Raw genomic sequence first — 18,143 nt, forward strand, 5'->3', positions numbered from 1 at the left:
GCATTGAATAGCTTGTCTAGATAACAACTATTTTAGCTGGTCAGAGGGGCATTCTCGGTTTAACGCGCCGTCAAAACCTCAAGGTCAACCGGTGGATTCAGGCTTAGACGGCGGACAGCTCCCGGTCGCCGACCTCGGCGCGAATGCCGCGGTTGACTGCGGAGACAACCGACTTGAGCGAAGCGGTGGAGATATCGGCGTCGATGCCGACGCCCCAGTAACGCTTGCCGTTCACGTCGAGCTCGACATAGGCGGCAGCCTGGGCGTCGCCCCCGGCCGACAGCGCGTGCTCGACGTAGTCGTAGAGCGTGATCGCGATGCCGCGCTCGGCCATGACGCCGAGGAACGCGTTGATCGGGCCGTTGCCGGAGCCGGTGGCCTGCGCCACGGTGTCGCCGTCACGAAGTTCGACCGCGAGGTCGACGGTGCCGGACAGGTCGCTCGAGGTGCGGGTGGAGTGCAGTTCGAACCGGCCCCACTGGGCTTCCGGGTTCTTGACCGTGGCCGGCAGGTACTCGTCGTTGAAGATGTCCCAGATCTGCTCGCTGGTGACCTCGCCACCCTCGGCATCCGTTTTGGCCTGCACGACGCCAGAGAACTCGATCTGCAGCTTGCGTGGCAGGTCGAGGGCGTGGTCGGTTTTGAGCAGGTATGCGACGCCGCCCTTGCCGGACTGCGAGTTGACCCGAATCACAGCCTCATAGCTACGGCCGAGATCCTTGGGGTCGATCGGCAGATACGGAACGGCCCAGACCAGGTCGTTGACCGTGCAGCCCTGTTTGGCGGCATCGGCATCCATCGCTTCGAAGCCTTTTTTGATGGCGTCCTGGTGCGAACCGCTGAACGCGGTGAAGACGAGGTCGCCAGCCCACGGGTTGCGCTCGGGCACGGGCAGCTGGTTGCAGTATTCCGCGGTGCGCTTGATCTCGTCGATGTTGCTGAAGTCGATCTGTGGGTCGATTCCCTGCGTGAAGAGGTTCACGCCGAGGGCGACGAGGTCGACGTTTCCGGTGCGCTCACCGTTGCCGAACAGGCAGCCTTCGATGCGGTCGGCACCGGCCAGGTAGCCCAGTTCGGCGGCGGCAATCGCGGTGCCGCGGTCGTTGTGTGGGTGCAGCGAGATCAACACGTTCTCGCGCTGGGTCAGGTGACGGCTCATCCACTCAATGGAATCGGCATACACATTGGGCGTGGCCATTTCGACGGTCGCCGGCAGGTTGATGATGACTTTGCGCTCCGGGGTCGGCTGCAAAATCTCGATGACCTGGTTGGAGATGTCGACGGCGAAGTCGAGTTCGGTGCCGGTGAAGCTCTCGGGCGAGTACTCGTAGTAGATGGTCGTGCCGGGAATGGTCGCTTCCATCTGCTTGCACAGGCGGGCCCCGAACAGGGCCAGATCGACGATGCCCTGCTTCTGCTCGCGAAACACCACCTCGCGCTGCAAAATACTGGTGGAGTTATAGAAGTGCACGATGGCCTGTTTGGCGCCCGTGATCGACTCGTAGGTGCGCTTGATCAAATGTTCGCGAGCCTGGGTCAGTACCTGGATCGTGACGTCGTCGGGGATGGCGTTCTCGTCGATGAGGCTGCGCACGAAGTCGAAGTCGGTCTGGCTCGCCGAGGGAAAGCCCACCTCGATCTCCTTGTAGCCCATGCGCACGAGCAGGTCGAACATGATGCGCTTGCGCTCGGGGCTCATCGGGTCGATGAGCGACTGGTTGCCGTCCCGCAGGTCGACCGCGCACCAACGCGGTGCAACCGTGATGCGCTTACTCGGCCAGGTACGGTCGGGCAGCTCGACGGCGAACTGCTCGTGGTACGGGCGGTAGCGGTGAATCGGCAGGGTGGACGCGGTCTGATTGTTCTTCATGATCCTGTTTCCTCGTGGGTGTCGCACAGCCAACGACGAACGCCGCGACGAGGGAGGCCTTTAGATTAGGACCCGTCGCGGCAGCTAAGGAGGAGCGCACCGTTCAACACATTTTCAGGCTAGCACCGTTTGGCCTGGTTTCGACCACGTCGCAACGCTGGCGTCGGCGAGCGGCTGCGCCTGCTCGAGTCCCGAGACCGAGGTCAGTTTGAACGAGCACGAAGCCCGATGCGGAAACCTCGTCCGGGCGTGCCCCGACAACGGATGCCCCGGTGCCGGGCGAAACGTCAGCGCCGACGCGGATCGAAACCGCCGTCGCTACCCAGGAACCAACCGTTCCCGCTCTGGACGGGCTCACCGGACACACGGCCCAGGACGATTCCTACGCCCAGTCATTCACCGGGTAGCGCAGTCGTGCCCGGGCGGCACCTCCCGGTCCGACCGGTAGGACCGTGGCCGGCACCGCAGGTCTCGACCGGTCAGGAGATGGCGGTCTCGACGGGCTCGACCAACGATGGGGTGGTTCCGACATGCTGCTAACGTTCCCGAGGATCCACCTGGCGTCGCGCACCCCCGCCGATCGGACCGTGAGCCCGATGATTGCCGGCCTGAAAAACGTCACCGTGCCGCTGGTGGAATGCGCACACGCTGGTAGAGGCGCGAGTTCCCGCCCGCCGGTCGATGCGCGAGCCCCCACCCACGGTGCCGCGCCGCCCATCGTCGGGGTTCCCGGCTGTCGAGCGGCCGCTTCGAACACCGCGCGGAGGATCCCGGCCTGCTTCTCACCGATCGAGCGGAAGTCGCCCGGTTCCTGCGGGCAAGGACTGAGCACCTGGCCGCCGCTTGCTCCAGTCCGTTCGTCGCGGCCTGCGTTCTGGCCATGCTGGCCGTCGGTCTCGGGCGTGATCGCACCGGACCCACTCGCCACGAGAGAGCGTTCGACCCGGTCGAGGTCATCAACCAGAACCGAGGGGCGCAAGCCGTCGAGAACGGACACAATCACGCGGGCCTGCTCCACTGCAAGCGCCCCGCCCTGCACAGCTTCCCCGACAACGGGATAGGTCGGCGACAGGGACCGACCCAGCAGCATCCGCTCACCCGCAGTCTTACCCAGGCTGGCACGCTGCCGCACCTCACTGCGCGAGATCCGGGCCAGGGTCGAGACCAACACGAGGCCGCTACGGCAGCCCAGCCGGCGAGCCAGGGACACCGCGCCCTCCTCCTCGGTCTGATCGGCGGTCATCGCCATTGCCTCCTTCCCGTAATTCTACCCCGAATCGAACATGAAAGCGAGAGAAACTCAGATATCTTTCAATAAGAATTTCCGGTGCCACAGCGAGCTGGTGGTCATCCACGCAGCGCTAGGCCCTAGCTGGTGCCCGATTGAAGAGTTTGTGCATCGGGAGCATTGCGGTGGGGGCGATTGACGCATCGAAGTAAACATCGAAGTTCTATCGCCATTTCATGCAGTTCAGGCCAGCGCGGGACGATCTCGGGAGGGGCAGCGAGCCGGCCAGCGCCACTAACCGGGCATCGACTCCCGAACAGGGCGCCGTCGAATGTCTGCTCTGTGCTTCTGGAGAGCAACAAGGACTATTACGGCAAGAACGGCGCAAACAGCATGCACGGCAGGACTCAGCGCACCGGCTTCGGCCCACATGCCGACGGGATTGGCTTGGGCCTCGAGCGGACCCCCGAGAGTGTACGGGACGAAGGAATAGTCCTTCGTGACTGAAAACCAGACAGTGCCGAGGATCAACACACCGAACGCGCACAGAGCGGGGTAAACACGGATGGGCTCATCACCGCTGCTGTCGCGCACGCACCAGAAGATCAGCAAGCCGCTCAGCCCGGCTACAAAAAGATTTTGCAACCACGGCGAACCGACGTTGGTAGCCGAGATCACCGTGTTGTCCCAACCGAGAACTACCCCTGACGTCACCGCCTCTGCCCGCAGGGCGATGAATCCCACCGCCACTAGATAGACCAGCGCGAATCCGGTCGAAAGTGCAATTCTTGCGTAGCGGATGACTACCCCCGTAGAACTCGAAACTCTGCACATTCACTGCAACATCCATTCGACCGTAACGGGATCGCCTCGAACAACGCAAAACCCGGATGAACATGGTCGACGAGCGGTTCAGGCTCTGGACGCGTTCACCGAGCCCGCTCCACCAGGGTCGCCAGCCAACGGCGTGTCACGAAATCACACGTGATCCGTGAAGCAGCGGAAGCATACGAACGCGCCCACGCGTGAGATTCAGACCGCAAATGACCCGAACTGAACGATTGGCCAATGCGTTAGAAGCCGAGGCGCCCGAGCTGCTTCGGGTCGCGCTGCCATTCCTTGGCGATCTTCACCCGCAGCGACAGAAAGACGCGCTTGCCGACGAGCGGTTCGATCTGTTTACGCGCGCGGGTACCGACATCCTTCAGCCGGCTGCCCGACTTGCCGATGATGATGCCCTTCTGGCTGTCCCGTTCGACGAACAGGTTGGCGTAAATCTCAACCAGTTCCTGGTCATCACGCTCGATGATGTCGTCGATGGTCACGGCGATCGAGTGCGGCAGCTCGTCGGTGACGCCCTCAAGGGCTGCCTCGCGAATGAACTCCGAGATGCGCGACTCGAGGGTCTCGTCGGTGACGGTGTCGGCCGGGTAGAGCGGGGCATCCGCATGCGGCAGCAGGCGCAGGAGTTGGGTCGCCAGGGTGTCGAGCTGGATTCGGCTGGTCGAGGAGATCGGAACAATGGCCTCCCAATCCCGCAGCTGGGAGACGGCGAGCAGCTGATTGGCGACGTTGGTCTTGGAGGATGCATCAATCTTGGTGACGATGGCGACCTTTTTGGCCCGCGGGAAGGCATCCAGTTGCTCGTTGATGAACTTGTCTCCCGGGCCGATCGGCTCGTTGGCCGGGATGCACAGGCCGATCACATCGACGCCGGCCAGGGTCGCCGTGACCAGGCTGTTCAGGCGCTCACCGAGGAGGGTGCGCGGGCGGTGGATTCCGGGGGTGTCGACCAGAATGAGCTGGCCGTTCTTCTGGTGCACGATGCCCCGAATGGCGCGGCGGGTGGTCTGCGGCTTCGACGAGGTGATCGCGACCTTCTCCCCCACGAGCGCGTTTGTCAGCGTGGATTTTCCCACGTTGGGGCGTCCCACGAAGGAGACGAATCCCGCTCGGTAATCGGCGGGGTGCGCCGGTGTTGCTGCGGTCATGACCGTTCTCCTTCATCATCAGACACTGTGCTACGGTTCGTTCCCGTAAGAAATGCGGTCTGCGCATCAATCAGCGCTTCGTCGCGCTCCACCAGCACGGTGCTGATGCGCTTACGACGACCTTCGGTGCGTTCGGCGGTGAGGTTCAATCCGCTCACCGAGGCGACCGACCCGGCGACGGGCAGTCGCCCGAGTGCCTTGGCCAGAAGGCCACCGACCGAGTCGACATCATCGTCGTCGAGCTCGAGGTCAAAGAGTTCGCCGAGCTCGTCGACCGGCAGTCGGGCGCTGACCCGAAAATGTCCATCGCCAAGGTCTTCGAACTCGACCACATCGCGGTCGTACTCATCCGAGATATCGCCGACGAGCTCCTCGATCAGATCCTCGAGGGTGACCAGTCCGGCGATGCCGCCGTACTCGTCAACGACCATGGCCAGGTGGTTGGACTCAAGCTGCATCTGCCGCAGCATATCGTCGGCTTTCTTGGATTCCGGCACGAACACGGCCGGACGTGCGAGTTCTGCGACCGTCAGCTGCAGGGCATTGATCGGGCGTTCAAAGACCAGCCGGGCAACGTCGCGCAGGTAAAGGATGCCGGCGACGTCGTCGACCTCGCCGCCCCGAACGGGCACGCGCGAGGTACCGCTGCTCAGGAACAGGCCCATGGCCGCGTCAATGCTCGCGTCGGCGTCGATGGTGATCATGTCGGTGCGGGGAATCATGAGCTCCCGCACGACAGTGTCGCTGAACTCAAAAATTGAGTGGATGAGCTCGCGGTCGTCCTCCTCGATTACGTCGAGTTCGGTGGCCTCGTCGACCATGCTGAGCAGCTGGTCTTCGGAGGTGAAGGTCGCCAGCTTGGTACGGCCGGGGGTGACGCGGTTTCCGAGGGCGACCAGGGCGTTCGCGATCGGTCCGAGCAGAACGCGCGCAACATGCACGAGCAGCGCGGTGGCCGTCAGCAGGGCGACCGGATGCGCCCGCCCGACACTGCGCGGACTGGCACCGACCAGCACAAACGAAACCGAGGTCATGATCAGCGCCGACAGCAACAGCGCGAGCCACAGGGCCTCGATGGTGGTCGCAAAAACGAGGGTCACCAGGACCGCCGCCGTGGTCTCGGCGGTAATGCGAATGAAGTTGATCGCATTCAGGTGTGCGCCGGTGTCCTCGGCGATCGCGCGGAGCGACCGTTTCGCCCGCCGAGTCGGCACCAGGCCGACAATATCGGCCCGGGATTGGGTCGTGATCGCCGCGTCGACGGCGGCCATCAGACCGGCAAACACGACCAGAACCACGGCCGCGTAAATAAACCACACGATGTGCATCAGGGGCGTTGTCGTTCCTGCATGGCAAAACCGATGAGAATGTCGCGCTGAATGCCGAACATTTCCTTCTCCTCGGCCGGTTCGGCGTGGTCGAAGCCGAGCAGGTGCAGCACGCCGTGCGTGGTCAGTAGCAGTAGCTCATCGAGGGTGCTGTGCCCGGCGGTTTCAGCCTGCTCCTTGGCGACCTGCGGGCAGAGCACGATATCGCCGAGCAATCCGGGCGGGGTCTCCTGCTCCTCGGTACCGGGGCGTAGTTCGTCCATCGGAAAGCTCAGAACGTCGGTGGGGCCCGGCTCATCCATCCACTGCACGTGCAGCTGCTCCATGGCGCCCTCGTCGACCAGCACAATGGCGAGTTCGGCGTCGGCGTGCACGTGCATGGTGTCGAGCGCGAAGGCAGCGAGGCGCTGAATGGCGGCCTCATCGACCGGGATGGTCGACTCGTTGTTGATTTCGATGCTCAACTGGAACTCCGTTTCGGGTTGCGGCCGGGCGCATTGCCGGTGCGCTGGGGGCCTTGAGTAGCAAATGCGCGCGCTTCGGCGCTCTCCTGGCGGAGGGCCTGTTTCTGCGCGTCGTACTCGGTATACGCGTCGACGATGCGCCCGACCAGCGAGTGCCGCACAACGTCGGCACTGGTCAGATAGGAAAAGTGGATGTCGTCGATACCGTCAAGCACACGGGTCACCAATTTCAAGCCGCTGCTGCCGGCCGGCAGGTCGATCTGGGTGACATCGCCGGTGATGACCATCTTGGAGCCGAAGCCAAGGCGGGTCAGGAACATCTTCATCTGCTCGGGCGTCGTGTTCTGGGCTTCGTCGAGCACGACGAAGCTTGCGTTCAGGGTGCGACCGCGCATGTAGGCAAGCGGGGCGACCTCGATCGTGCCGGCCGCGAGCAATTTGGGGATCAGTTCGGGGTCAAGCATTTCGCCGAGCGCGTCGTAGAGCGGCCGCAGGTAGGGATCGATCTTGTCGGTGAGCGTGCCGGGCAGAAAGCCGAGCCGTTCTCCGGCCTCCACGGCCGGGCGGGTCAGGATGATGCGCTCGACCTCTTTGTTCTGCAGAGCACGCACCGCCTTCGCCATGGCGAGGTAGGTCTTGCCGGTTCCGGCCGGTCCGATGCCGAACACGATCGTGTTGTCGTCGATCGCGTCGATGTACTCTTTCTGGCCGATCGATTTGGCCCGAATACTCTTGCCACGGGCGGTCAGAATTGGGGCGCCGAGCTGAGCGGATGGGCTCACGGAACTGTCGACAGCCAGCATCCGTGCCGCCGTGGCCACCTCGGTTTCGCCGAGGTCGTGGCCGGTGCGCAGGGCCAGCTGCAGCTCCTCGATCAGGCGACGCACGGCCTCGACGTCGTCGGCCGAGCCGCCGAGCGTCACGTCGTTGCCGCGCACGTGCACGTCGACCTTCGGGTAGGCGGCCTCGATGGTGTTCAGGTAGCGGTCTTCGGGGCCGAGCAGGCGCACCATGGCGACGCCGTCAACGGTGAAGCGCAGCTCCCTGTTGGAGTCAGCTTTATAAGAATCAGAGGGCGCCAAGCGAGTCCTCCCCCAGCTGATCAGACGCTTCGGGGCTGCCGAGCACGTGCGCGTGCACGTGGAAGACGGTCTGGCCGGCGGCCGCCCCGGTGTTGAACACCAGACGGAACTGTCCGTTGGTGCGTTCGACCGCGATCTGCTCGGCCACGGCGACGAGTTCGGCGAGCAGGGTGGGATTGCCGGCGGCGAGCTCGACCACGTTCTGATATTGAGGGTCTTTCGTGGTGACGACAACGTGCACCGGGGCTTTGGGTGCAATGTCGAGGAAGGCGATGATGTGCTCGGTTTCGGCCACGATCGTCGCCGGAATCTCACGCGCGATGATGCGGCTGAAAATGGTCGGTTGGGCGACGGAAGAAGACATACCTCTATCTTAAGCGGCGCTATCAGCGGCACGCACTACCAACGGCACGCTCTACCAGCGACCCAAAGTTGCATTGAGGATTGCGAGGGCGGCTGGCCCCGCGGTCGATGTGCGCAGCACGGTGTCGCCGAGGCGTACCTGGCTCGCGCCGGCCTGCTCGAGCAGGAGCAGTTCGGCCGGCGATATTCCGCCCTCGGGGCCGACGACAAGCAGAATGTCGCGGTCGTCGGTGGGGACGGCCACCTCGGTGAGGCGACCGGTCGCGGTCGGGTCGAGCAGCAGCATCCGTGTCGTGGCGGCCAAAACGGCCAGCTGCTTGGTGCTGGTCAGCTGGGCGACATCGGGCAGCCAAGCCCGGATCGACTGTTTGCTGGCCTCACGCACGATGCTGCTCCAGCGTTCGTGGCCTTTGGCGATCTTCGCGCCCTCCCACCTGGTGATGGAGCGGGCTGCGGACCACGGGATGACGCCGTCGACGCCGAGTTCGGTGGCGGCCTGAATGGCCAGTTCGTCCCGGTCACCCTTGGCGAGGGCCTGCACCAAGCGGATGCGCGGCGTCGCCGCCGCAGTCTCGCTCGCGTCATCGACGCGCAGGGTCAACTGCACAGCGTCCGCCGTCAGCACGGCTCCCTCCAGCAGCAACCCGGCCCCATTACCCAGGCGGAGCCGGTCCCCGGGGCGCACCCGGCTCACCGTGACCGCGTGCCGCGCCTCGGCGCCGTCCACGGTGACCACCTGCCCCGGGCGGCACTGCGCCGCCCGGAGCGTTTCCTGCAGGTAGAAATGTGCCACGTCAGCCGAGGAACCGGTCGCGCAGCTTCGCGAACAAGCCCTGCTGGTACTGGCTCAGGGTCGGCGCCGGAGCCGCGTAGCGGGCTGCGAACTGTTCGATCAGGTCGCGTTCCTTGTGGTCGAGCTTGGTCGGGGTGAGCACGTGGATGCCGACCTTGAGGTCGCCGCGGCCACTGCCGCGCAGCTTGGTGATGCCGCGATCCTTGATCGTGAGTACCTCGGAGCTCTGCGATCCGGGGCGAATCTCCACCTCGATGTCACCGTCGAGAGCCTTGACGGTCACGGTGGTGCCGAGAATCGCACTGGTCATCGGCACGTCGAGCGAGCACATCAGGTCGTCGCCGTCACGGCTGAACACGTCGTGATGGCGCACCTTCATCTCGAGGTACAGGTCTCCGTTGGGACCGGCAGCCGGGCCGGCTTCGCCGCTGCCGGGCATCTGCAGGCGCAGGCCGGTGTCGACGCCGGCCGGAATGTCGACCGGAACGGTGCGGCGGGCGCGAATGCGGCCCTGACCGGAGCAGGTCATGCACGGGGTGGCGATGATGGTGCCGTAACCGCGGCAGGAACCGCACGGGCTTGACGTCATCACGTTCCCGAGCAGGGAGCGCACGGCGCGCTGGATGCTGCCCGTGCCGTGGCAGATGTCGCAGGTGATCGGCGAGGTGCCGGGCGCGCAACAGGACCCCTTGCAGGTCTCACAGACGATCGCCGTGTCGACCTCCAGGTCGCGGTGCGTGCCGAAGATGACCTCGTCGAGGTCGAGGTCGACTCGAATCAGGGCGTCCTGGCCGCGTTCGCGGCGCGAGCGCGGACCACGGCTGCTGCCGCCGCCGCCGAAGAAGGTCTCGAAGATGTCGCCGAAGTTGCCGAAGTTCTGCCCGTCGAAGCCGCCGTTCTGGCCGCCGCCCTGGTCGTACTTCTGGCGCTGCTTGGCGTCGCTCAGCACGTCATAGGCGTGCGTGATGCTCTTGAACCGTTCGGATGCTTCGGCGCCGGGGTTCACGTCGGGGTGCAGCTCGCGGGCGAGGCGACGGTAGGCCTTCTTGATTTGGTCGGTGGTCGCGTCGCGGTCAACGCCAAGCGCTTCGTAATGGTCAGCCAAAGGTGGCTCTCCTTGATTTTTTGATGATGGTTGTTCGAAATGGCACAGAGCCTGATTGGTACAGAGTTCAGGTCTCGCCGAGCAGGCGGGAGAGGTACCGGGCGACGGCGCGGACGGCCGCCATATTGTTGGAATAGTCCATGCGGGTCGGCCCGAGCACGCCCAGCCGGGCCAGGTTGCCGCCTGCGGTATAGCCGCTGGTCAGCACGCTCGCTTCCGGCAGGCCGAAGGCCGCATTCTCCCGGCCGATACTCACCGAAACGCCGTGCTGGTCGGTCTCCATCTCGCCGAACAGCCGCAGCAGCACGACCTGTTCTTCGATGGCTTCGAGTACCGGATAGATGCTGCCGGAGAAGTCGTCTTCGGTGCGCACCAGGTTTGCGGCTCCGGCCATGACGAGCTTCTCCTGACGGTTGGCCCCGACCTGGTCGGCGACGGTGCGCGTGATCAGGTCGACGATCGGCTGCAGCGACGGCGATCCCGGCCAGACGCTCGCGGCGAGGGCAACGCTCGCCTCGGCCATGCCCAGTCCAACGACCGTGACGTTGAGTCGGGCGCGCAGTTCGCCGAGCGTCTGCTCGTCGAATGCTCGCGGCAGGTCGATGACTCGCTGCTCGACCCCGCCGGAATCGGTGATCAGCACCGACAGGATTCGCGTCTCGGTCAGCGGCACGAACTCGATGTGCCGAACCCTGGCGCGGGACAGCGAGGGGTATTGCACGAGCGCGACCTGGTGGGTGAGCTGCGAGAGCAAACGCACGCTGCGCACGAGCACCTCGTCGAGGTCGGCGGAGTGACCCAGGAAAGTTTCAATGGCCTGACGCTGGGCCGGGGTCAGCGGACGCAGGTCGGCCAGGTGGTCGACGAAGACCCGGTAGCCCTTATCGGTCGGGATGCGCCCCGAGGAGGTGTGCGGCGCCGCGATGAGCTCTTCTTCTTCGAGCAGGGCCATGTCGTTGCGAATGGTCGCGGCGGAAACACCGAAGGAATGCCGGTCGACGATGGATTTGGAGCCGACGGGTTCGCGGGACGCGACGTAGTCCTGCACGATGACGCGCAGCACATCGAGCCCACGGTCGGAAACCATTTCGCCCGCCTTCCTCTATTTCCGGTACAACTTCAATTAAGCGGATGCCCCGGGTCGGCGCGCCTCAAGCGCGCCGGAACGCAGGTTTGCCGGCACGTCGTTGGCACTCGCATCCACTGACTGCCAATACTATCGCGACCGGCCGTGTTCCGGCTGAGCGCACCCATTGCCAGTATCGCGAACCGAGCGTTTAATTACCGCTATACGCTCCCCCCGGAGTTCAGTGAAAGGCACGATCATGAGCGATCCACAGGCACAACCTCCCGGTGATTCCAACTACCGTGACCCTAATGCTGGGAAGCCGCCGTATGGCCAGCAGCCCGGTACGGGCAGCCCATACGGCACCCCTACAGCCGCAGCCCCACTCTCGGAGGCCGACGACCGACAATGGGCCTCGTTTGCGCACCTCGGCGGCATCCTGAGCTTTCTTCCGTCGCTGATTATTTGGCTGGTCTTCAAGGACCGCGGCCGCCTCACCAATACCGAAGCGAAGGAGGCGCTCAACTTTCAGATCACCCTCGTGATCGGATACGTCGCGATAAATATCGTCTCGTTCATCCTGGCGATCGTCACCTTCGGAATTGGCGGCCTGCTCATCGGCCTGACCTGGCTGCTCTGGGTGGCCGGAGTCATCTTTTCGATCATTGGGTTTCTGAAGGCCAAGGACGGCCAGAACTACCGGTATCCGGTCGCGATTCGCCTGATCAAGTAGCGCGCGGCCCGGTCCAATACGCATCTCGGACGGTTAGTCTGGAGGAGTCTGGCCTGGCTTGTCCGACCCCACACAGTGCTAGTGCACGCAGTGGTTCTTCCCTGGATGTCGTCGGCAACCCATCGCCAGATCCACCGCGACCAAACCGACCACGCTCGAACAGGAGACCGCATGTCCGAGAACGATTCGCGCACAAATCCATATGAATCCACCCCGCCGCAAAACCCGTACGGGCAGGGCGTCCCGCCAACGCCGATGAGTCCGGCCGACGAGAAGATGTGGGCGACCCTGATTCACGTCGGCGGCATCCTCTTCGCCTTTGTTCCCGCACTGATCGGCTACCTCGTGCTGCGCGATCGCGGGCCGTTCATTCGTGCCCACAGTGCGACGGCACTGAACTTTCAGATCACACTGACGATCGTCTATGTGGTGGGCACCGCGTTGACGGCGATTCTGATCGGCTACCTGATTGTGCCGGTGGCCTGGGTGCTCGGCATCATCTTCTCGATCCTCGCCGCACTCGCCGCCAACCGCGGCCAGGGGTATTCCTACCCCCTGACCATCAAGTTTTTCAGCTAGCTCGCGCTCTTAGTCGCTGAGGCGCCGTACCACGGCGTCGGCCAGAAGCCGTCCGCGCAGGGTCAGTTCAATGGTCCCGGCGAGGGCGGCTTTGGCGTTGACGAGCTCGTCGGCGATCAGACCGGCGACCTCCCGGCGACCGTCCGCGGACAGCGATGCGACCGGGATCCCGGTGCGGATGCGACTCTGCAGCAGGATGCGTTCGAGTTCCCGGGTGGGCGCGTCGAGCGTTTCGCGACCGGCGGCCGGCGACAGGCCGCCGAGCATCCGCTCTGAATAGGCTGCGGGATGTTTGACGTTCCACCAGCGCACCCCGCCGATGTGGCTGTGGGCGCCGGGGCCGATGCCCCACCAGTCCTGGCCGGTCCAGTAGGCGAGGTTGTGGCGGGAGCGGTGCGCGTCGCTCGTAGCCCAGTTGCTGACCTCGTACCAGTCATAGCCGGCGGCGGCGAGCAGTTCGTCGGCGAGTTCGTAGAAGTCGGCCTGTTGGTCGTCGTCGGTCGGGGCGATCTCGCCGCGGCGAATCTGCCGCGCAAGTTTGGTGCCGTCTTCGACGATGAGCGAATAGGCGCTGAGGTGGTCTGGGTGCAGGCTGAGCGCCTGTTCGAGGCTGGTGCGCCAGTCGGCGAGCGACTCTCCCGGCGTGCCGTAGATGAGGTCGAGGCTCACGTCGAGGCCGGCGGCGCGGGCCCATTCCACCACGAGGGGCACCCGCTCCGGGTCGTGGGTGCGTTCCAGGGTCGCCAGCACGTGCGGCACGGCGGACTGCATACCGAAAGACACCCGGGTGAATCCGGCCTCGGCGAGGGCGCCGAGGTAGGCGGCATCGACCGAGTCGGGGTTCGCCTCGGTGGTTACTTCGGCGTCGTCGGTCAAGCCCCACTGGTCGCGCACGGCACCGAGCATTTTCGCCAGGTCGGTGACCGGCAGCAGCGTGGGTGTGCCTCCCCCGAAGAACACCGTTGCCACCGGGCGTTCGGGCACACCCGATGCGGTGAGGATGCGGCTGGCGGCCTCAACCTCGAGCACGGCTTGGCTGGCGTAGTCGCTCTGCTTGACGCCGCGCAGTTCGGTCGCGGTATAGGTGTTGAAATCGCAGTAGCCGCAGCGCACCCGGCAGAACGGCACGTGCAGGTAGACGCCGAAATCGCGTTCAGCGGCGTTGACGGCTGCCGAGGTCGGCAGAAGGCCGTCGTCGGGTGCCGGGTCGCCGATGGGGTGGGGTCCGGCCATGGGTGGTGCTCCAGTACGTTCTATTTGATCGCACCCGCGGGGTGCAAAGCCCGCAGATACAACTTGGTGAATTTGGCCTGCTGAAAGCGCAGCACCGGCCACGCCAGTCGGTAATACCAGGCGCTCGGCCGCGAAAAGGAGCGGATCGTCAACCAAACCGAGTCGTCCTCGCGGTGCTCGACGATGAAGGATTCCTCACCACTCTCCGGGTGACCGGCCAGGGTGCCGTAGGCGAACCCGATGCGGGCGGCCTCGTCGATCACGTAAACGACCCGCACCGGCGCGGTCACGCCGATCGGTCCAACCCGCATCTTGAGTGTGGCCGTCATACCGTTCGCAATATACGGGGTGCCATCCTCAGCGAAGGTCGCTTCATTGACCGGATGCTGCTGCCCGCCCGCCGGCGCGCCGTCAGGCCCAAAGGTCACCGGCGTGTACTGCACGCCGGTTCCATTTTCGAGGTCGGTCACCTCCATGCCGCTGCCGCGCTGGATTCCCCACGTCATCAGCAACTTCGTCGCGGCTTCAAAGCGTTCCGGCGAACTGCCGAGCCTGACGCTCTGCTCCATCGGCCGGTAGCCCTTGGGCGGATAGCTCATCAGGTCGGGCGCCAGCGTACCGCCGATGGCAGCGTAGCTGACGGCGGCGTCGGTGAAGGTGGCCCTGCGCATCCGCTTTACTTCTTGTCTTTGGTCTCGATGTCGCCGCTGAGCGCGGCGATGAAGGCTTCCTGCGGAACTTCGACCCGGCCGACCATCTTCATGCGTTTCTTGCCCTCTTTCTGCTTCTCCAGCAGCTTGCGCTTGCGTGAGATGTCACCGCCGTAGCATTTGGCCAGCACGTCTTTGCGCATCGCCGAGATGCTCTCGCGGGCGATGATGTGCGCGCCGATCGCGGCCTGGATGGGCACCTCGAACTGCTGGCGCGGAATCAGTTTGCGCAGGCGCCCGGTCATTAGCGCGCCGTAGGCGTAGGCCTTGTCGCGGTGCACGATGGCGGAAAACGCGTCGACCTGTTCGCCCTGCAGCAGAATGTCGACCTTGACCAGGTCGGCTTCCTGCTCGCCGGAGGGTTCGTAGTCGAGCGAGGCGTACCCGGCGGTGCGGCCCTTGAGCATGTCGAAGAAGTCGAACACGATCTCACCGAGCGGCATCGAGTAGCGGATCTCGACGCGGTCTTCGCCGAGGTATTCCATGCCGAGCAGGGTGCCACGGCGACTCTGACACAGCTCCATAATCACGCCGACGTAGTCTTTCGGGGCGAGAATCGCGGCCTTGACCATGGGTTCGAGCACCTTGGCAATTTTGCCGGTGGGGTATTCGCTCGGGTTGGTGACCGTGACGGTGCGCTTGTCGTCGGTGGTGACCTCGTAGGGCACGCTCGGCGCCGTGGTGATGAGGTCAATATTGAATTCACGTTCGAGGCGTTCGGTGATGATCTCGAGGTGCAGCAGGCCGAGAAACCCGCAGCGAAATCCGAAACCGAGGGCGACGGATGTCTCCGGCTCGTAGCCGAGGCTGGCGTCAGACAGCTTGAGTTTGTCCAGTGCTTCGCGCAGCGCCGGATAATCGCTGCCGTCGATCGGGTACAGGCCGGAGAACACCATGGGCTGCGGTTCGTCGTAGCCGGGCAGGGCGTCGGTCGCCGGGCGCACTGCGGTCGTGATGGTGTCGCCGACCTTGGACTGGCGCACGTCTTTCACACCGGTGATCAGGTAGCCGACCTCGCCGACCCTGAGACCCTTGCTCTCCACCGGTTCGGGCGAGATGACGCCGATCTCGAGGATCTCGTGCGTCGCCTTGGTCGACATCATCTGAATTTTTTCATGGGCCTTTAGGTGCCCGTCGATCATGCGCACGTAGGTGACGACGCCGCGGTAGCTGTCGTAGACCGAGTCGAAGATCATGGCGCGAGCGGCGGCATCAGGGTTACCCTTCGGCGCCGGAATCATCGTCGTGGCGAGGTTCAGCAGCTCTTCAACACCGGCGCCGGTCTTGCCGGAGACACGCAGCACGTCTTCGGGGCGTCCGCCGATGAGGCTCGCGAGTTCGCGGGCGTACTTCTCCGGATCGGCGGCCGGCAGGTCGATCTTGTTGAGCACCGGAATGATCGTGAGGTCGTTCTCGAGGGCGAGGTAGAGGTTGGCGAGGGTCTGAGCTTCGATGCCCTGGGCCGCGTCGACCAGCAGGATGGCGCCCTCGCAGGCGGCGAGGCTGCGGGAGACCTCGTAGGTGAAGTCGACGTGGCCGGGGGTGTCGATCATGTTGAGGGCGTAGGTGACGCCGTCCATTTCCCACGGCATGCGCACGGCCTGGCTCTTGATGGTGATGCCGCGTTCCCGCTCGATGTCCATGCGGTCCAGGTACTGGGCCCGCATGGAACGCTCGTCGACGACGCCGGTGATCTGCAGCATCCGGTCGGCGAGGGTCGACTTGCCGTGGTCGATGTGGGCAATGATGCAGAAGTTGCGGATGAACTCGGGGGCCGTGGCGGCCGGTTCCAGCGCGTGAAGGGCTCTCGGTGACATAGTTCATCTATTCTTCCATGCTCCGGCGGTTGGCGTTCTCCCCGAGCCGCAAGCGCTGGTACCGGCGGCCCCGGCTGCCGACTATCTGCCAGCGGGACTGTCCAACGGTGAGAGGTCCGACCCGGGAGTCGCGTCCGAGAATCGCGGCCGGGTTGACCGAGAGCGCTTCGAGCGTCGTCTGCACCGGCAGCCCTTCCTGCACGGCCAGGGAGGCCTGGTGCACCAAAAAGTTCACCGGAACGACGCGAGCATTGATGATGGCGGTCAACGTGGTCGTGAGTGCAGATGTCATCGCTCCAGCCTCGGCATGCGCTGTGATCGGGGCTGACTAGGCTCGCGGGCATGGAGATTCCCGAGTCACGCGTACCAATTTTGCTCGTTCACGGTATCCGTGCCTCGGCCACGATGTGGAGGTATCAGGAGAAGAAGCTGCGTGCCGCCGGGCACCGGGTTCTCGCGATTGATCTGCCCGGCCACGGGCAGCGGATGACGGAGCCGTTCACGGTGCCGGCCGCGCTCGCCGCCATCGACGACGGGGTGGCGGCGCTCGGTGGCAGTGTGCTGCTGGTCGGGCTCTCGCTCGGCGGCTACTACGCCGTCGCCTATGCCGCAGAGCACCCCGATCGGGTAGCCGGGCTGATCGCTGCCGGCTGTAGTGCAGTTCCCAGGGGCGCTTTGCTCGAGGGGTATCGGCTGCTGGCCCGAATGATTCACCGCCTGCCCGATCGGGGCTTGTGGCTGCACGAGGGTCTGGCACGCCTCCTTCTACCTGCGGCCGGGGCGCGCGATGTACTCGCGGGCGGCGCCGCACTCGACGTGATGGATTCCGGCCTGCAGGCGACCTCGACGCTGACTCCCCTGGCCAGCCTCGCGGCGTATCCCGGCCCGGTCTGGTTGGTCAACGGTGCACTCGATCACTTTCGGCTGAACGAGCGGCGCTTTCTCTCCGCCTGCCGCAACGGGACGGTCGTCGTGGTGCCGGGAGCAACGCATCTGTCGAGCCTGGCCCAGCCGGAGCGCTTCACGGCGATTCTGTTGGGGGTCGCCGGATTGGTGTCGCGGGCGAACTGAGGCCGCGGCATCCGCTTGCCGCAGCATCCGCTTGCCGCGGCCGAGCTGGGTACCCGAATGCACTCATGGCACACCGCACCCGCGTGAGCGCGCCCGATACCGGTGCGCGCTACGGCAACCGGCGTAGGGTTACCCACATCGGGCGCGGTCATGCGCACGGAGGGTGCAGCGGCATCCGCTCGCGCGAGCGAAAAGGGGTTCCCACCGACCGGGCGGGTTTTGGGGGCGGACCAATTGCTGGTAGCGTTAGTGGTTGGCTTGCGTGTTGGGTCCCACCCCGCACGATTTTCGCCGCAGAAGCGCCCTCTACCGCTGAGCGGCTGTCCGTACTAGAACCTAACGAAAGCGTAAAAAACGTGGCAAATATCAAGTCGCAGATCAAGCGAATTGGCACCAACAAGAAGGCCCAGGAGCGCAACAAGGCCGTCAAGAGTGAGTTCAAGTCCGCGATCCGCGCGACTCGTACCGCAATTGCCGCTGGCGACAAAGACAAGGCCGTCGTCGGTCTGGCCTTTGCTTCCAAGAAGCTCGACAAGGCCGTCAGCAAGGGTGTAATCCACCAGAACCAGGCTGCGAACAAGAAGTCCGCCATCGCGAAGGCTGTCGGCGCACTCGTCTAATCGACGCTGCATCCACCCGCACCTGGTGTCTGCGTCGGCTCGTTAGAGCGGATGCTGCACCTCGTGGCACATAAGCCCCCGCCCCTCGGC

Annotated in this window: 19 protein-coding genes; 4 read left to right on the forward strand and 15 right to left on the reverse strand. The window is 64.7% G+C overall.

Annotated features, from left to right (window positions below):
• Nucleotides 1-103 precede the first annotated feature (103 nt).
• From leuA to hrcA, 11 genes are all read right to left on the reverse strand, one after another.
• A complete protein-coding gene (gene leuA, locus E3O45_RS08840) occupies nt 104-1,870 on the reverse strand; it encodes a 2-isopropylmalate synthase (protein WP_134443073.1) in 1,767 nt (588 codons plus the stop codon).
• A 382-nt stretch (nt 1,871-2,252) separates the two neighbouring features.
• The gene (locus tag E3O45_RS08845) at nt 2,253-3,113 is read right to left on the reverse strand and encodes a DUF222 domain-containing protein (RefSeq protein WP_166789444.1); all 861 of its coding nucleotides are present in this window, start codon (nt 3,111-3,113) and stop codon (nt 2,253-2,255) included.
• A 279-nt stretch (nt 3,114-3,392) separates the two neighbouring features.
• Complete coding sequence (locus E3O45_RS08850) at nt 3,393-3,842, reverse strand: hypothetical protein (protein WP_134443075.1); 450 nt, start codon at nt 3,840-3,842, stop codon at nt 3,393-3,395.
• Nucleotides 3,843-4,171: 329 nt separating this feature from the next.
• Nucleotides 4,172-5,089 carry a GTPase Era gene (era, locus tag E3O45_RS08855; RefSeq protein WP_092448506.1) on the reverse strand — a complete coding sequence of 306 codons (918 nt, stop codon included), beginning with the start codon at nt 5,087-5,089 and terminating at the stop codon, nt 4,172-4,174.
• Nucleotides 5,086-6,417: a hemolysin family protein gene (locus E3O45_RS08860; protein ID WP_174843076.1), complete on the reverse strand. Its 1,332-nt coding sequence runs from the start codon at nt 6,415-6,417 to the stop codon at nt 5,086-5,088. The genes era and E3O45_RS08860 overlap by 4 nt, the downstream gene beginning before the upstream one ends.
• Nucleotides 6,417-6,881, reverse strand: a complete 465-nt coding sequence (gene ybeY, locus E3O45_RS08865) for an rRNA maturation RNase YbeY (RefSeq protein WP_092448504.1) — start codon at nt 6,879-6,881, stop codon at nt 6,417-6,419. The genes E3O45_RS08860 and ybeY overlap by 1 nt, the downstream gene beginning before the upstream one ends.
• Complete coding sequence (locus E3O45_RS08870; protein WP_134443190.1) at nt 6,878-7,894, reverse strand: PhoH family protein; 1,017 nt, start codon at nt 7,892-7,894, stop codon at nt 6,878-6,880. The genes ybeY and E3O45_RS08870 overlap by 4 nt, the downstream gene beginning before the upstream one ends.
• Nucleotides 7,895-7,949: 55 nt before the next feature.
• Nucleotides 7,950-8,327 carry an HIT domain-containing protein gene (locus tag E3O45_RS08875; RefSeq protein WP_134443077.1) on the reverse strand — a complete coding sequence of 126 codons (378 nt, stop codon included), beginning with the start codon at nt 8,325-8,327 and terminating at the stop codon, nt 7,950-7,952.
• Between the two features lie 51 nt (nt 8,328-8,378).
• Nucleotides 8,379-9,119 carry a 16S rRNA (uracil(1498)-N(3))-methyltransferase gene (locus tag E3O45_RS08880; RefSeq protein ID WP_134443078.1) on the reverse strand — a complete coding sequence of 247 codons (741 nt, stop codon included), beginning with the start codon at nt 9,117-9,119 and terminating at the stop codon, nt 8,379-8,381.
• A 1-nt stretch (nt 9,120) separates the two neighbouring features.
• Nucleotides 9,121-10,224, reverse strand: coding sequence for a molecular chaperone DnaJ (gene dnaJ, locus E3O45_RS08885; protein ID WP_134443079.1), 1,104 nt, complete (start codon nt 10,222-10,224; stop codon nt 9,121-9,123).
• A 67-nt stretch (nt 10,225-10,291) separates the two neighbouring features.
• On the reverse strand, nt 10,292-11,311 hold the full coding sequence (gene hrcA, locus E3O45_RS08890; protein ID WP_134443080.1) for a heat-inducible transcriptional repressor HrcA: 1,020 nt from the start codon (nt 11,309-11,311) through the stop codon (nt 10,292-10,294).
• Nucleotides 11,312-11,549: 238 nt separating this feature from the next.
• Between hrcA and E3O45_RS08895 the strand changes: the two genes are divergently transcribed.
• Together E3O45_RS08895 and E3O45_RS08900 are read left to right on the forward strand one after the other, a co-directional pair.
• The gene (locus tag E3O45_RS08895) at nt 11,550-12,023 is read left to right on the forward strand and encodes a DUF4870 domain-containing protein (protein ID WP_134443081.1); all 474 of its coding nucleotides are present in this window, start codon (nt 11,550-11,552) and stop codon (nt 12,021-12,023) included.
• Nucleotides 12,024-12,194: 171 nt separating this feature from the next.
• Complete coding sequence (locus E3O45_RS08900) at nt 12,195-12,602, forward strand: DUF4870 domain-containing protein (RefSeq protein ID WP_370450350.1); 408 nt, start codon at nt 12,195-12,197, stop codon at nt 12,600-12,602.
• Nucleotides 12,603-12,611: 9 nt separating this feature from the next.
• Here E3O45_RS08900 and hemW read toward each other — a convergent pair whose 3' ends face one another.
• Genes hemW through E3O45_RS18010 form a run of 4 tightly spaced genes read right to left on the reverse strand, consistent with a single transcriptional unit; the run spans nt 12,612 to nt 16,654 of the window.
• A complete protein-coding gene (gene hemW / locus E3O45_RS08905) occupies nt 12,612-13,835 on the reverse strand; it encodes a radical SAM family heme chaperone HemW (RefSeq protein ID WP_134443082.1) in 1,224 nt (407 codons plus the stop codon).
• A 20-nt stretch (nt 13,836-13,855) separates the two neighbouring features.
• Nucleotides 13,856-14,506, reverse strand: a complete 651-nt coding sequence (locus tag E3O45_RS08910) for a DUF1990 family protein (protein WP_134443083.1) — start codon at nt 14,504-14,506, stop codon at nt 13,856-13,858.
• 5 nt (nt 14,507-14,511) lie between these two features.
• Entirely contained in the window at nt 14,512-16,362 is a 1,851-nt protein-coding gene (gene lepA / locus E3O45_RS08915) for a translation elongation factor 4 (protein WP_134443084.1), read from the reverse strand.
• Nucleotides 16,363-16,369: 7 nt separating this feature from the next.
• On the reverse strand, nt 16,370-16,654 hold the full coding sequence (locus E3O45_RS18010; protein ID WP_241985295.1) for a hypothetical protein: 285 nt from the start codon (nt 16,652-16,654) through the stop codon (nt 16,370-16,372).
• A 50-nt stretch (nt 16,655-16,704) separates the two neighbouring features.
• On the opposite strand from E3O45_RS18010, the gene E3O45_RS08925 reads away from it, so the two are divergent.
• Together E3O45_RS08925 and rpsT are read left to right on the forward strand one after the other, a co-directional pair.
• The gene (locus E3O45_RS08925; protein ID WP_134443085.1) at nt 16,705-17,433 is read left to right on the forward strand and encodes an alpha/beta fold hydrolase; all 729 of its coding nucleotides are present in this window, start codon (nt 16,705-16,707) and stop codon (nt 17,431-17,433) included.
• A gap of 356 nt (nt 17,434-17,789) precedes the next feature.
• Nucleotides 17,790-18,053 (forward strand): 30S ribosomal protein S20, encoded by a 264-nt coding sequence (gene rpsT / locus E3O45_RS08930; protein WP_092448491.1) that lies wholly within the window; start codon nt 17,790-17,792, stop codon nt 18,051-18,053.
• The last annotated feature ends 90 nt before the right edge of the window (nt 18,054-18,143 follow it).

The sequence above is a fragment of the Cryobacterium sp. TMS1-20-1 genome (genome assembly GCF_004402355.1).
GTDB lineage: Bacteria > Actinomycetota > Actinomycetes > Actinomycetales > Microbacteriaceae > Cryobacterium > Cryobacterium levicorallinum.

Excerpts from the sequence above, each read along its gene's own strand:
- leuA (WP_134443073.1), bottom strand. The coding sequence starts at position 1,870 with ATGAAGAACAATCAGACCGCGTCCACCCTGCCGATTCACCGCTACCGC.
- E3O45_RS08845 (WP_166789444.1), bottom strand. The coding sequence starts at position 3,113 with ATGACCGCCGATCAGACCGAGGAGGAGGGCGCGGTGTCCCTGGCTCGC.
- era (WP_092448506.1), bottom strand. The coding sequence starts at position 5,089 with ATGACCGCAGCAACACCGGCGCACCCCGCCGATTACCGAGCGGGATTC.
- E3O45_RS08860 (WP_174843076.1), bottom strand. The coding sequence starts at position 6,417 with ATGCACATCGTGTGGTTTATTTACGCGGCCGTGGTTCTGGTCGTGTTT.
- E3O45_RS08870 (WP_134443190.1), bottom strand. The coding sequence starts at position 7,894 with ATGGTGCGCCTGCTCGGCCCCGAAGACCGCTACCTGAACACCATCGAG.
- E3O45_RS08875 (WP_134443077.1), bottom strand. The coding sequence starts at position 8,327 with ATGTCTTCTTCCGTCGCCCAACCGACCATTTTCAGCCGCATCATCGCG.
- hrcA (WP_134443080.1), bottom strand. The coding sequence starts at position 11,311 with ATGGTTTCCGACCGTGGGCTCGATGTGCTGCGCGTCATCGTGCAGGAC.
- E3O45_RS08895 (WP_134443081.1), top strand. The coding sequence starts at position 11,550 with ATGAGCGATCCACAGGCACAACCTCCCGGTGATTCCAACTACCGTGAC.
- E3O45_RS08900 (WP_370450350.1), top strand. The coding sequence starts at position 12,195 with ATGTCCGAGAACGATTCGCGCACAAATCCATATGAATCCACCCCGCCG.
- hemW (WP_134443082.1), bottom strand. The coding sequence starts at position 13,835 with ATGGCCGGACCCCACCCCATCGGCGACCCGGCACCCGACGACGGCCTT.
- E3O45_RS08910 (WP_134443083.1), bottom strand. The coding sequence starts at position 14,506 with ATGCGCAGGGCCACCTTCACCGACGCCGCCGTCAGCTACGCTGCCATC.
- lepA (WP_134443084.1), bottom strand. The coding sequence starts at position 16,362 with ATGTCACCGAGAGCCCTTCACGCGCTGGAACCGGCCGCCACGGCCCCC.
- E3O45_RS18010 (WP_241985295.1), bottom strand. The coding sequence starts at position 16,654 with ATGACATCTGCACTCACGACCACGTTGACCGCCATCATCAATGCTCGC.
- E3O45_RS08925 (WP_134443085.1), top strand. The coding sequence starts at position 16,705 with ATGGAGATTCCCGAGTCACGCGTACCAATTTTGCTCGTTCACGGTATC.